This is a genomic window from Kitasatospora cineracea (assembly GCF_003751605.1).
Classification (GTDB): Bacteria; Actinomycetota; Actinomycetes; order Streptomycetales; family Streptomycetaceae; genus Kitasatospora; species Kitasatospora cineracea.
The window spans coordinates 4534819-4548260 of the sequence record NZ_RJVJ01000001.1 but is presented as its reverse complement, the minus strand read 5'-3'; the positions used below and the strand labels follow the sequence as shown (position 1 = coordinate 4548260).

Annotated in this window: 10 protein-coding genes and 1 pseudogene; 6 read left to right on the top strand and 5 right to left on the bottom strand. The window is 73.5% G+C overall.

All coding sequences use genetic code 11. The annotated features are described in order from the left end of the window. Positions 1 to 282: 282 nt before the first annotated feature. Positions 283 to 3126: a cellulose binding domain-containing protein gene (locus tag EDD39_RS20615; protein WP_123558096.1), complete on the top strand. Its 2844-nt coding sequence runs from the start codon at positions 283 to 285 to the stop codon at positions 3124 to 3126. Positions 3127 to 3297: 171 nt separating this feature from the next. On the opposite strand, the gene EDD39_RS20610 is transcribed toward EDD39_RS20615, so the two are convergent. Beyond that, positions 3298 to 4575, bottom strand: a complete 1278-nt coding sequence (locus tag EDD39_RS20610) for a hypothetical protein (protein ID WP_123558094.1) — start codon at positions 4573 to 4575, stop codon at positions 3298 to 3300. A gap of 166 nt (positions 4576 to 4741) precedes the next feature. On the opposite strand from EDD39_RS20610, the gene EDD39_RS20605 reads away from it, so the two are divergent. Beyond that, entirely contained in the window at positions 4742 to 5488 is a 747-nt protein-coding gene (locus EDD39_RS20605) for a hypothetical protein (RefSeq protein ID WP_123558092.1), read from the top strand. 23 nt (positions 5489 to 5511) lie between these two features. Here EDD39_RS20605 and EDD39_RS20600 read toward each other — a convergent pair whose 3' ends face one another. Beyond that, a complete protein-coding gene (locus tag EDD39_RS20600; protein WP_123558090.1) occupies positions 5512 to 6111 on the bottom strand; it encodes a TetR/AcrR family transcriptional regulator in 600 nt (199 codons plus the stop codon). 90 nt (positions 6112 to 6201) lie between these two features. Here EDD39_RS20600 and EDD39_RS20595 point away from each other — a divergent pair, with 90 nt between their 5' ends. Further along, on the top strand, positions 6202 to 7023 hold the full coding sequence (locus EDD39_RS20595; protein WP_123558088.1) for an MBL fold metallo-hydrolase: 822 nt from the start codon (positions 6202 to 6204) through the stop codon (positions 7021 to 7023). Positions 7024 to 7087: 64 nt separating this feature from the next. Here EDD39_RS20595 and EDD39_RS20590 read toward each other — a convergent pair whose 3' ends face one another. Further along, positions 7088 to 7819 carry a dienelactone hydrolase family protein gene (locus tag EDD39_RS20590; protein ID WP_123558086.1) on the bottom strand — a complete coding sequence of 244 codons (732 nt, stop codon included), beginning with the start codon at positions 7817 to 7819 and terminating at the stop codon, positions 7088 to 7090. A gap of 340 nt (positions 7820 to 8159) precedes the next feature. Here EDD39_RS20590 and EDD39_RS20585 point away from each other — a divergent pair. Both EDD39_RS20585 and EDD39_RS20580 read left to right on the top strand, forming a co-directional pair. Continuing rightward, positions 8160 to 8348: pseudogene (locus tag EDD39_RS20585) on the top strand (IS110 family transposase); the annotation flags it as partial. 66 nt (positions 8349 to 8414) lie between these two features. Next, positions 8415 to 9584, top strand: a complete 1170-nt coding sequence (locus EDD39_RS20580) for a GDSL-type esterase/lipase family protein (RefSeq protein WP_123558082.1) — start codon at positions 8415 to 8417, stop codon at positions 9582 to 9584. Between the two features lie 166 nt (positions 9585 to 9750). On the opposite strand, the gene EDD39_RS20575 is transcribed toward EDD39_RS20580, so the two are convergent. Together EDD39_RS20575 and EDD39_RS20570 are read right to left on the bottom strand one after the other, a co-directional pair. Then, positions 9751 to 10722: an acetylxylan esterase gene (locus EDD39_RS20575; RefSeq protein WP_123558080.1), complete on the bottom strand. Its 972-nt coding sequence runs from the start codon at positions 10720 to 10722 to the stop codon at positions 9751 to 9753. Between the two features lie 84 nt (positions 10723 to 10806). After that, positions 10807 to 11598: a FadR/GntR family transcriptional regulator gene (locus EDD39_RS20570; RefSeq protein WP_244256848.1), complete on the bottom strand. Its 792-nt coding sequence runs from the start codon at positions 11596 to 11598 to the stop codon at positions 10807 to 10809. Between the two features lie 206 nt (positions 11599 to 11804). On the opposite strand from EDD39_RS20570, the gene EDD39_RS20565 reads away from it, so the two are divergent. Next, positions 11805 to 13415 carry an ABC transporter substrate-binding protein gene (locus tag EDD39_RS20565; RefSeq protein ID WP_123558076.1) on the top strand — a complete coding sequence of 537 codons (1611 nt, stop codon included), beginning with the start codon at positions 11805 to 11807 and terminating at the stop codon, positions 13413 to 13415. Positions 13416 to 13442 lie beyond the last annotated feature (27 nt).

Here is a 13442-nt window from a genome sequence, read left to right as displayed (position 1 = left end):
TGTCGAACGCGCCCCCGGCGGGGTGCCGGACGGGGCCGCCGAGCAGGTCGCACGCAGGCGAAAGAGCTGTCGAATATCTGTCGAACGCGGGCCCCGAAAGGTTTCGACGGGGCGTCAACCACCTCTCGCGGAGGGGTTTTCGGGGGCAGGGGCGATGTAACTTTCACCGCGGCCGCCGCACTGACCTGCGACTTTACACGCCCTCGAAACGCGGTCGTTGTCGGCCGGGTGGACCGGGCGGCTTTTCTGGTCCTCCCCACCCGTGACCTAGGAGAGCCCCCCATGACCCCTGTCCCCCTGGAGCGCCGGGCCGCCTCGCGGCCCCCGGTGCGCGGACGCCGGCCGGTGCTGGCGACGGTGGCCGCCGCAGCCGCCCTCGCCGCCTGCGTGGCGACCGCGGCGCTGCCCCAACTGACCGCCAGCGCGGCCGAGTCGGCGGGTGCGGCGACCGCGGCGAGCCAGCCGTACACCTGGAACAACGTGCAGATCGGCGGTGGCGGGTTCATCCCGGGCATCGTCTTCAACCAGGGGCAGCAGGGCCTGGTGTACGCCCGCACCGACATCGGCGGCGCGTACCGGCAGGACCCGGCCACCAAGCAGTGGATCCCGCTGCTGGACTCGCTGGGCTGGGACGACTGGGGCCTGACCGGCGTGGCCAGCCTGGCCACCGACGCCAAGGACCCGAAGCGGGTGTACGTCGCGGGGGGCACCTACACCAACAGCTGGGACCCGGCGAACGGCGCGATCCTGCGCTCCTCGGACCAGGGCAAGACCTGGCAGCGCACCACCCTGCCGTTCAAGATCGGCGGCAACATGCCGGGCCGCGGCATGGGCGAGCGCCTGACCATCGACCCGAACAACGACGCGGTGCTCTGGTTCGGCGCCCCCAGCGGCAAGGGCCTGTGGCGCAGCGCCGACTACGGCGTGACCTGGTCGCAGGTGACGGCGTTCCCGGTGACCGGCAGCTACGCGCCGGACCCCACCGACACCTCGGGCTACCAGAGCGACCCGCTGGGCGTGCTGTGGGAGGTCTTCGACCAGGGCAGCGGCACCGTCAACGGCGTGACGAAGACGATGTACGTCGGCGTCGCGGACAAGCAGAACAGCGTCTACCGCTCGGACGACGGCGGTTCGACCTGGACCAGGATCGGCAGCCAGCCCACCGGCTTCGTCCCGCACAAGGCGGTCCTGGACGCGTCCGGCGGCAACCTGTTCGTCTCGTACTCGGACACCGGCGGCCCGTACGACGGCGCGCACGGCGACGTGTGGAAGTACGCGACGGGCACCGGCACCTGGACGAACGTCAGCCCGGTGCCGTCCTCGGACAGCAGCAACAACTTCTTCGGCTACTCGGGCCTGACCGTCGACCGCCAGCACCCCAACGTGCTGATGGTGACGGGCTACAGCTCGTGGTGGCCGGACACCCAGATCTGGCGCTCCACCGACTCGGGCGCCACCTGGAAGCCGTTCTGGTCGTACAACGGCTACCCGACCCGGGTCGACCAGTACGCGATCGACATCTCCTCGGTGCCGTGGCTGACCTTCAACGCGAACGTCTCCGCGCCGGAGGAGTCGCCGAAGCTCGGCTGGATGACCGAGTCGCTGGAGATCGACCCGTTCGACTCGGACCGGATGATGTACGGCACCGGCGCGACGCTGTACGGCTCCTCGAACCTGACCAACTTCGACAAGGGCACCAAGGTCGGCATCGCCCCCGTCGTCAAGGGCCTGGAGGAGACCGCGGTCAACGACCTGGTCTCGCCGCCGACCGGTGCGCCGCTGCTCAGCTCGCTGGGCGACCTCGGCGGGTTCAAGCACGACGACCTGACCAAGGTCCCGGCGAAGATCTTCTCGCAGCCGAACCTGACCTCCGGCACCTCGATGGACTTCGCCGAGTCCTCCCCGGCCAGCATGGTGCGGGTCGGTGAGACCGCGTCCGGTTCGACCGAGAAGCACATCGGCTTCTCGATGGACGGCGGCGCCAACTGGTTCGCGGCCTCCTCCGAGCCGTCCGGCGTCACCGGCGGCGGGCAGGTGGCGATCTCGGCCGACGGCTCGGCCACCGTGTGGAGCCCGAAGGGCACCGGCGTGTACCGCACCTCCGGCACGGGCAGCTCCTGGACGGCGTCCGCCGGCCTCCCGGCGGGCGCGGGCGTGCAGGCCGACCGGGTCGACCCGAAGACCTTCTACGGCTGGTCCGGCGGCACCTTCTACGTCTCCACCGACGCGGGCGCCACCTTCACCGCCAAGGCGAGCGGCCTGCCCACCGAGTCCGTCCGCTTCAAGGCCGTCCCCGGCGTGAAGGGCGACGTCTGGCTGGCCGGCGGCACCGCCACCACCAGCTACGGCCTGTGGCACTCCACCGACGGCGGCGCGACCTTCACCAAGCAGGCGGGCGTCGACCAGGCCGACAACATCGGCTTCGGCAAGGCCGCCCCCGGCAAGACCTACCCCGCGATGTACACCTCCGCCAAGATCGGCGGCGTCCGCGGCCTGTACCGCTCCGACGACGCGGGCGCCAGCTGGGTCCGGATCAACGACGCCGCCCACCAGTGGGGTTGGACCGGCGGCGCGATCACCGGCGACCCGCGGATCTACGGCCGGGTCTACGTCGGCACCAACGGCCGCGGCATCGTGTACGGCGACACGGCGGGCGGCGTCTCGCCCTCCCCGAGCGCGAGCGCCTCGGCCTCCAACTCGCCCTCCCCGTCGGCTTCCCCGTCCCCGTCGCCGTCCGCTTCGGCGTCCTCCTCGCCCTCGCCGTCCGCCTCCGCCTCGTCGAGCCCGAGCAGCGGCACCTCCTCCTGCGAGATCACCTACGCGGTGTCCAGCCAGTGGGGCGGCGGCTTCGGCGCCAACGTGACGGTGGCCAACAAGGGCACCACGGCGGTCAACGGCTGGACGGTGAAGTGGGCCTTCCCGAGCGGACAGACCGTCACCTCGCTCTGGAACGGCAACGCCACCCAGAGCGGCGCGCAGGTCACCGTCACCGACGCGGGCTACAACAAGGCGATCGCGCCCGGCAGTTCGGCCTCCTTCGGCTTCAACGGCAGCTGGAGCGGCGCGAACACCGCCCCGACCGCGTTCACCCTGAACGGCACCGCGTGCAGCGTGAAGACCGGCTGACGCGCTGACCGGCTGACGCGCCGACAGGCTCGTCGCCCCCGCCCGGAATCCGTCCGGGGCCGGTCGGGGGCGGCGGCACCACGGCGGAGCCCGGGCCGCCCGTGTCCCGTGGGGAGGCGGCCCGGGCTCCGTCGCGTCCGCGGGCGGCCGCCGGGCGGTACCCGGTCGCCGTTACTGCGGGCGGGCCTTCAGGGCCGTTCCGATGGCGACCAGGTCGGGCTTGAGGAGGCCGGGGCCGCTGTGGTCGTTGGGGGCGAAGGTCTTGATCTCGACGTCGACGGCAACGGCGGCGGGGTCGTCCTCGGTGGCCTCGGTGCCGACGACGCCCTCGATGCCGGCGACGAAGTAGACGCAGTGCTCGCCGGCCGGCTGCTGGGCGAGTTCGATGTCGTCGTACGGCCAGTCCTCCGCGTCGGCGCTCTCCAGGTTGACCAGGTGCGCCAGGCAGATGCGGGCCAGGTGCGGGGCCAGTCGGCCGGCGAGGGCGGTGAGGGCGGCGAAGGTGGGGGTCTCCGGCCACAGGGTGGTGATCGGGCGGAGCCGGCCGGAGAAGTCGAAGAAGGTGAAGGTGTGGCGCTCGCCGACGTGGTGGACGGCTCCCCCGGTGACGGTGACCGTGAGGGTGACGGACTTCCCCTTGTAGGTGGTGGTGGCCTGTGCGGTGGCCGCCACGGCGGCGGAGTCCTTGTGGGCCGCGATCGAGGGGGCGTTCGACCTGGCCCGCCGGAAGCGCTGTTCGCCCGCCGCGGCGCTCAGGAACTCGGTCAGGCCCTTGCGCAGGTGGGAGGTGCCGTCGTAGAGCCACTGCTCGGTCTTCGGCGGGTAGAGCAGCCGTCCCTCGCGGCCTGCCTCGTCGGCCTCCTGGTGCGCCTCGCGGAGCAGGGCGGTCAGGTCGTTCCACAGGGCCGGCGTCCTGAAGTCGCCCAGCCCGGCGTTGCCGTCGCTCGCCCGGTCCCACCGCTCCTCCAGCAGCCGGAGCTTGGCGCTGACGCCGTCCAGCACGCGCTTGCCGGGGGCCTGCGGGTCGGGCACGGTGTCGGGGTCGAAGGCCTGGCCGGGGTCGGTGGCCGGGCTCTTGGGGCCCAGGGAGAGGTTGATCGGCAGGTTCCACAGCAGCCGGTGGGCGCTGACCTTCGGCGTCGCGTCCCGCACCGCCGCCGTGACCGGCTGGCCGGCCAACTCCCAGCAGAGCGCCCAGAAGGCGCGCACGGCGGTCTGCAGCGCCGCGGGCTGGCTGGTGTACAGGAGGGCGACCTGCTCGGCCACGGAGGCCAGCTTCTCCTTGGAGATCTTGTGGTGCAGCGCGCCGTCCCCCCACTCGGCCGGGAAGGAGTACTTCGCCTTGCCCTTGGTGATCGGCAGGACCGCCCAGTCGTTCTTACCGGGCACGGTGCTGCCGGTGTTGGGAGCGAGGGCCTTGGTGTTCGCCGGCTGGGCGGCAGTGGTCATCTGTTCCTCCTCCAGTGCTGCTGGCGGGCACGAGCATGGGGCAGGCCGATGCACATCGACTAAACGGGCAGGCAGACCGGGGTGGAGCCGGCGGTGGGGCGCCCCGGGCTCCGCCGCCACCGAAAACGGGCTGCCCGCCCGGCGGGCCGCGTGCTGTACTCGGCGCATGACGGGCGACGGGGCGGGCGGTGCCGGTACGGGCGGTGGCGGTGCGGGCGGTGGTGGGCGGATGCGGCTGCGGGTGACCGGCCGGCCGGTGTCCACCGGGGCGCACCTCCGCCGGGTGCTGGACACCGGGGCGATGCTGGGCAGCACCTTCTTCCACCCGCCCGACCCCACGGTCGCGTTCCTGTACGCGAGCCGCGCCGACCTGCTGCGCCTGGGCGCCCTGTTCCGGCTCGCCGCGACCAGCCCGCACAGCGCGCTGCACGTCCCGGCCCCGCCGGGCCCCGGCCCGCTGGACGCCCGGACGACCTCCCTGCTGGTGGCCCGCACGGACACCGGCCTGCGCCCGTCCGACTGGCCCGCCCTGCGCCGCGCCCCGCGCCGCGCCGCCGCCCCGCTGACGGTCACCGCCCCGGCCCCGCGCCCCGCCGACCGCCCGGACGACGTCCGCCGGCTGGCCGACCGCCACCCGGCCCGGTACGCCGAGCACGCCGGGACGTCCTTCGTCCTGGCCCGCCCCGAACTGCTCTTCTGGATGGGCGACTTGCTGACCGGGGCCGGGGAGTCCGTCGCCACCGACCGCGAGGTCCACCGGCGCGGCGAGAGCTACCGGGACGACTGGGCGGGCTTCTTCGACCCCGAGTGCACCGACGACCCGATGCACGCCCTGTGCGTGGTCGCCGCCGACCCGATCTTCCACCGGGCCCGCTGGCAAGCGGTCCGCCACCGGCGCCTGGTGCGGCGGTGACGTAGTGCGGCGGTGACGGGGCGTCAGGCGGGCGCGAGGAGGCGGCGGACGGCGCGGCGGGCGCGGGTGGCGGCCTGCGGGTCCTGCCAGAGCTGGATGCCCTGGTCGGCGGCCAGCGCGACGCCGCGCAGCTCGAAGAGCAGTTGCGCCGTCTCGGTGCCGGGCGGCAGTTCGCCGGCGGCGAGGCCCGCGTCGAGTTCGCCGAGGACGAAGGCGTCCCAGCGGGCGAGCGCCGCGCGGACCCGGTCGCGGACCGGGCCGGGGCGGGCGTCGTACTCGGCGGCGACGGCGGTGAGGAAGCAGCCCGCGTGTCCGTCGGCGGTCATGTAGGCGAACCAGGCGTCGTGGGCCCGGACCAGCCGTCCGGTGCCGGGGTCGGCGCCGGACAGCGGGGCGAGGACCGCCGCCCGGAAGCGGGCCACCGCCTCGTCCACGGCCGCGAGGTGGAGTTCCTCCTTGGTGCCGAACGGGCCGATCACCCCGGCCTTGCTCATCCCCAGGTCGTCGGCGAGCGCCCCGATGGTGACGCCCTCCAGTCCGGCGACGACGGCCAGGGCGAGGGTGCGGTCGAGGATCCGGGCGCGGGTGGCGGTGGCTTCGGCGACGGACTTGCGCGGACTCATGGAACGAGCTTAACCTAACGACCGTTCGCTATTAACGATCGGTCGTTCGCTATCTCCCGTGGCGGACGGCCACTCCCCCGAGGAGGGGACGTGCGGATCCACCATCTCAACTGCGGTTCACTGCGCACCGTCGAGCACCGGGGCGAGCGCCGCCCGGCGGTCTGCCACTGCCTGCTGCTGGAGACCGACCGGGACGGCCTGGTCCTGGTCGACACCGGGCTCGGCACCGCCGACGTCGCCGACCCCGAGCACACGCTGGGGCCCGAGTTCCGAGGGCGCGCCCAACCCGCGCTCGACCTCGCGGAGACCGCCCTGCACCAGGTCCGCGCACTCGGCCACGATCCGCGCGACGTCCGGCACGTCCTGCTCACCCACCTCGACCTCGACCACGCCGGCGGCCTGCCGGACTTCCCCGGCGCCGAGGTCCACCTGCTGGCGGCCGAGCAGCGCGCCGCCCTCGGCGCCCCCGGCCCCCACCCCGAGGACCGGATCCGCTACCGCCCCGCCCACTGGGCGCACCGCCCCCGGTGGACGACCCACCGGCCCGCCCCCGCGGAGCCCTGGTTCGGGTTCGACGCCGTCCGCCCGCTGCCGCGCCTCGCCGAGGACCTGGCGATCGTCCCGCTCGGCGGGCACAGCGCCGGACACGCCGCGGTCGCGGTCCGGGACCGCGGCGCCGAGCGCTGGCTGCTGCACTGCGGGGACGCCTACTACTTCCACCGCGAGATCGACCCGGACCGGCCCGAGGGCCACCCCGGCATGGACGTCCTGCAGCAACTCACCGAGGTCGACCGGCCGCTGCGCCTGGGCAACCAGGCCCGGCTGCGCGAACTGGTCCGCAACCACGGCGGGCGGGTCGTGCCCTTCAGCGCCCACGACCCCTGGGAGTACGCCCGCCTGGCGGGGAAGTGACGGACCGCCACCGACCGCCCCGACCGCCCCGGCGGGCCCAGTCGGGGCAGTCGGTTCAGCCGGCTCAGTCGGTGGGGGTGGCGCCGAGCAGCGGGAGCAGGCGGTCCCAGTGGTGCCGGAGGGCGGCGGGGTCGAAGGCGTCGGTGTCGGGCATGGTGAAGCCGTGGACGGTGCCGGGGTAGATCTCGGAGCGGTGGTCGACCCCGGCGGCGTCCAACTCCCGCTCCAGCGACTCGAACTGCTCGGGCGTCAGGTCGCCCGCGGCGTGGCCGAAGTGGGCCCGGGCGGTGATCCGGCGGAAGCTCTCCGGGCCGGCGGCGCCCACGGGGGCGTGGAACGCGGCGAGGGCGGCCACTCGGTCGGGGTGGGCGGCGGCGGTGTGCACCGCGTACAGGCCGCCGATGCAGTAGCCGGTCACCCCGACCGGACCGGGGGCGGTCTGCGGCCGGGCCGCGAGGGCGTCGAGGTAGGGCCCGGCGTCGCGGCGGACCAGCTCGGTGGTGTGCGCCTCGATCATCGGCATCAGCCGGGCGAAGATCGCGGGCCGGGCGTCCCGGTCGATGTGCTCGGGCAGGTCGAGCAGCGGGGTCGGGCCGTGCCGGTGGAAGACGTTCGGCACCAGCACGCTGTAGCCGTGCCCGGCCAGTTCGGCGGCCAGCTCGCGCAGCGCGGGCCGGATGCCGAACCCGTCCGGATACATCAGCACGCCGGGGTGCCGTCCGCCGCCGTCGGGAAAGGCGACGATCGCGTCGGCCGGGCCGTCCGGGGTGGGGACGTGCAGGGTCTCGATGGGCATGGGTGTCTCCTGTCGTCGGTCTGACCTGATCCGATGTGCAGTCAGTTCCGGAGCGCCCGGTGGAAGGTCGCTCCGGGATTGCCTGCCGTGGTGGATGCCTGGTCCCGATCCACATGGGTCGGTGTGGTCCGGCTCCCCCCAGCTTGACGTTCCAGCACCCTGAGATGTCCTACCTTCTCGACGACCCGGCCGCTCATGGGGAGTTGCGAGCACATCGCCGGATAGGACGACGCCGACGCGGGCGGGAGGCACCGCCACTGCGTGGCGCTGAACGCCGAGGGCGGCAAACCGCTCTCGCGCCGCGTCGCCAACGACGGGCCCGAGCTGCGCCGAGCAGGCCCGCATGTGCCACGATCTGGTGCCAGTCAACGTCGCCGGCGGGGAGCTGACCGAGCTCCGGCCCGCCACCGCCCGCCGCACCGACCTGGTCCGCGACCGCATCCGGGCCGTGAACCGGCTCCGCGGCCTGCTGACGGGCCTGTTCCCGGCGCGTGGCCAGGGCCGCGGAGGCGAGGGCTTGTTCGCCTGATCCATTCGACTGCAAACCATGCCCGGTGCGTAACGTCGCGCCGTCGTGCTGCCGATTCCTGGCGGTATGACTTCTTCTTCGTGGCACGGCAAGGGACTTGCGGTGGCGGCCACCGCGGTGTGTGTGGCGGGTGTGACGGGCGTGGTGCCCGCGGGGGCGTCGGAGCGGGCGGTGGCGGCGGACGCGCCGTGGGTGGTGTCGCTGGGCGACAGCTACATCTCCGGCGAGGCGGGCCGCTGGGCCGGCAACAGTGCGAACCTGCGCTACAGCCAGGACGGCACCGACCGGGCCTGGGACCAGGCGGCCGACGCGAGCGACGCGCACAAGGTCTACGGGACCTCCTACGACAACGGCTGCAACCGCTCCGACGTCGCCGAGGTGCAGTCCCTCGCACTCGACGTCCGCAAGCTCAACCTGGCCTGCTCCGGCGCGACGTCGGCGGCCGTGAAGCTGCCGGAGAACGGCGGCGAGGCGTTCAAGGGCGAGCCCTCGCAGGCCCAGCAGCTCCAGGACGCGGTGACCGGGCAGCCGGTGCGCGCGGTGGTGGTGTCGATCGGCGGCAACGACCTCGGGTTCTCCGACATCATCACCGAGTGCACGAAGCAGTTCCTCAAGCCCTTCGGCGGCTCCCCGTGCGCGCCCGCGGCCGACAAGCTCGTCAAGGACCGCCTGCCCGCCGTGAAGCAGGCCGCCGCCGACACCCTCACCGACGTGAAGACCGCGATGGAGCGGGCCGGGCACCAGCCCGGCTCCTACCGCCTCGTCCTGCAGTCCTACCCGTCCCCGCTGCCCGATGCTGCCCGCGTCCGCTACGCCGGGGAGAAGTACGACCGCTTCGTCCCGGGCGGCTGCCCGTTCTTCGACAAGGACCTCACCTGGGCCCACGACAGCCTCGTCCCCCAGGTCAGCGCCACCGTCGCCGAGGCCGCCCACGAGGCCGGAGCGGAGTTCCTCGACCTGTCCGGCGCCTTCGAGGGCCGCGAGGTCTGCTCCACCACCACCCGGCTCGCCGACGCCGAGCACCCGCCCGCCGCCGAGAGCAGCGAGTGGATGCGCTTCGTGTCCACCGGCCTCGTCCGCGGCCAGGTCCAGGAGTCCCTGCACCCCAACTTCTTCGGCCAGCAGGCCCTCGGCACCTGCCTGACCCTCCAGCTCCAGGAACAGGCCGGCGACCGCCGCTGCACCAACACCCCCGGCAAGGGCACCGCCGACATGGCACTCGCCCCGCTCGGCTGACCACCCGCCCCGCGGCCACCGCCCGCCCAGGACAACGGCCGCCCAGGACAACGGCCGCGGGGGCGGACCGGCCACGCGCCACGGGGGTCCGAGAGGACTGCCCGACGCGGCCCACCGCCCCACGGGCGGGCACGGTTTTCCCACGGGTCGTCGGGGCGGGCTCCCGTCAGCCGATCCGCTCGCGGAGCCAGGCCAGTTTGGCGGCGAGGTGGACCTCGCCGCCGCCCTCGTGGCCGTTGAACTCGTAGACGCGCAGCGACTTCTCGCCGGGGTGGGCGTGGTAGGCGGCGAAGCAGCCGGAGGGCGGGCAGATCGGGTCCATCATGGCGATGGAGAACAGGGCGGGGGCCTGGATGCGGGCGGCGAGCAGGGCGGCGTCGAAGTAGGCGAGGGTGGCGAAGGTGCGGGTGGTGCGGTCGCGGTGCAGGCGCAGGTACTCGGCGATCTCGGTGAACGGGGGCTGGGGGGCGGTGCGGACGCCGCGCGGGAAGTCGCAGAGGAAGGGGACGTCGGGCAGGACGCCGGCCAGCGGGCCGTCGGTGAGTGCGGCCGCCGCGAGGGAGATGCCGCCGCCCTGGCTGATGCCGGTGACGGCGATCCGGGCCGGGTCGACCTGCGGGAGGGTGCGGGCGGCGGCCAGGAAGCGGACGGCGTCGGTGTAGACCCGGCGGTAGTAGTAGTCGTCGGGGTGGTCGAGGCCGCGGGTGAGGAATCCGGGTACGGCGCCCGCGAGTTGGGGGGCGGGGTCGTCGGTGCGGCCGGGGGCGGCGGACCAGCCCTGGCCGCGGGTGTCCATGACCAGGTGGGCGTAGCCGGCGCAGGCGTAGGTGAGGTTCTCGTGCGGGAGTCCGACGCCGCGGCCGTAGCCGAGGTACTCGACCACGCAGCCGAGCGGGCCGCCCGCCCCGGCGGGGAGGTGGAGCCGGCCGTGGACGGGGTGGCCGCCGAAGCCGGGGACGGTGAGCTCGTAGGTGTCGACCAGGGCGAGGCCGTTGGCGACGGGGGTGAGGTCGGGGCGCTGGACGGCGGGGCCGGCTTCGGCGAGGGTGCGCCGCCAGAAGGCGTCCAGGTCGGCGGGTTCGGGCAGGTGCGGGCGGTAGGCGAGGCACTCGTCGAGGGTGAGGTCGGTGAGCGGCACGGGTGTCTCCGGGAGGGGGCGCGGCGGCGGGAAGCACCCGGATCGTAGGTCAGACATCAGACGTCTGTCGACCTGCCCCGGGGGTTAGGCCCGGTTGGCGACGGCCTCCGCGCGGGCGGCGGCGATCCGGCGGCGGACCGGGACGTAGTGCCGGCGCACGGCCTCGGTGAAGCGGCGGGCGTCGCCGATCCGCAGCGCCTCGACCATGGCGCGGTGGGCCTCGACGGTGTCGGCCTCGTCCTGCGCGGTGACGATGTTCAGGTGCGGGGCGACCACCGCGTGCACCTCCCAGCAGGCCGAGGAGAGCTGGGCGACCAGCTCGTTGGCGAGCGGCTGGAGCAGCAGCGCGTGGAAGCTGCGGTCGGCCGCCACGATGTCCTGTCCGAGCCGCAGCCCGGCCTCCATCTCCCCCACCAGGTGGGCGAGTTGATCCAGGTGGACGGGGAGCAGCGCGTCGATGATCCGGCCCGCCATGGCGCGCTCGAACAGCTCCCGGACGTCGACCAGGTCGGAGAGCACCCGGAAGTCGTCGTCGGGGCTGAGCAGGCCGCGGAAGCTGAGGCTCTCCACCAGGGCGGAGAGGCTGAGCCGGCCGACGAAGGTGCCGTGGCCGTGCCGGACCTGGACGATGTCCAGCGCGTCCAGCACCTTGATCGCCTCGCGGACGCTGGAGCGGCCGGCGCCGAAGATCTCGCAGAGCTCGTTCTCGCTGGGCAGCGGGTCCCCGGGCCTGAGGCGGCCGCGCAGGATGTACGCCTTGATCTGGTCCACCACCGGCGGCTTCGCCGGGCCGGGTCCGGGGCGGAACGCCCAGGTCGGCGGGTCGGCCCGGCGTTGCGGGCCGTTGCCGAATCGTGAACCTGCGGCGGTCGTCATCCCTTGACCCTCCCCTGTGGCGGCGGCTACGTTCACACCCTAACAGCTCAGACATCAGATGTCTGATGACAGATGAGCTGCTTCTCTTCCGCTCGAATCCGCTCGATCCGCCCGGGATTCCGACCCGGCACTCTCCCCCGCGGTTCCGCTGTCCGGACCGCGAGGTGACACCCCCTCACCCCGCACTCCCCCCACAAGGAGCTCCCGTGCTGGAACGGACGTCCAAGGAAGTCGACCGCCGCGGCTTCCTGCGCCTGGTCGGCGCCCTCACCACCGCCACCGCGATCGCCGGTTCGGTCGCCGCCTGCGGCGGCCCGTCCTCCACCGCCGCGGGCTCCACCTCCGGCGGCGACGCCGAGGGCGGCAGCAACGGCACCATCGAGGCCGGCATCTCGTACGCGCTGTCCACCGGCTTCGACCCGATGACCTCCTCCGGCGCCACCCCCGTGGCCGCCAACCTGCACGTCTTCGAGGGCCTGGTCGACCTCGACCCGGCCACCCGCGAGCCGTACGCGGCGCTCGCCGCCGCGATGCCGCAGCAGGTCGACGACACCACCTGGCGGGCCCGGCTGCGCTCCGGCGCGACCTTCCACGACGGCTCGCCGGTCACCGCCGAGGACGTGGTGTTCTCCTTCGGCCGGATCCTCGACCCGGCCAACTCCTCGCTGATCGTGCAGTTCCTGCCGTTCCTGGACACCGTCACCGCGGTGGACTCCGGCACCGTGGAGTTCAGGCTGAAGTACGCGTTCCCGCTGTTCGCCACCCGCATCTCGGTGGTCAAGGTCGTCCCGAAGAAGGTCGTCGAGGCCGACCAGAAGGCGTTCGACGCCAAGCCCACCGGCTCCGGCCCGTACAAGGTGGTCGAGGCGACCCGGCAGGACAAGATCGCCTTCCAGCGGCACGACGCCTACAACGGCCCGCGCCCGGCCAAGGCCGCGGCCATGGTGTGGCGGCTGACCTCCGACCCGACCGCCCGGGTCTCCTCGCTGGTCTCCGGCCGGGTGCAGGCGATCGAGGACGTGCCGTACGTCGACGTGGCCGGGCTGAAGGGCAAGGCCGTCACCGAGTCGGTGGAGAGCTTCGGCAACCTGTTCCTGATGTTCAACTTCGCCCGCAAGCCGTTCGACGACAAGCGGGTGCGCCAGGCGCTGCACTACGCGCTGGACGTCGACAAGATCGTCGCCACCGCGATGTACGGCAACGGCATCGCCTCCACCAGCTACCTGCAGCCCAGCCACCCCGACTACCACCGGGCGGCCACTGTCTACGGGCACGACCCGGAGAAGGCCAGGGCGCTGCTCGCGGAGGCCGGGGCGAGCGGGCTGTCGGTGACCCTGCTGACCACCAACACCGGCTGGGTCAACGACATCGCGCCGCTGATCAAGGAGAGCTGGGACGCGGTCGGCGTGAAGACCACGCTCGACATCGGCGACTCCTCCGGCCAGTACAAGAAGGTCGACGCGGGCGACTTCGGGGTGATGGCCGCGCCCGGCGACCCGTCGGTGTTCGGCAACGACGTCGACCTGCTGCTGCGCTGGTTCTACGGCGAGGGCGTGTGGACCACCAAGCGCTTCCGCTGGGCCGGCTCGTCCGAGGACCAGCAGGTGCGCGGCCTGCTCGACCAGGCCGCCCGGACCGCCGACGCCGCGGCCCGCTCCGCGCTGTGGAACCAGGTGATCGACCTGGTCGCCGAACAGGCCGTGCTGTACCCGGTGGTGCACCGCAAGCTGCCCACCGCGTGGAGCGACAAGAAGCTGGCCGGCTTCAAGCCGCTGCCCACCACCGGCCTGTCCTTCCTCGGCGTCTCCGCCGCGTAGCCGGCCCGCCGCACAGGCGCCCCGCGC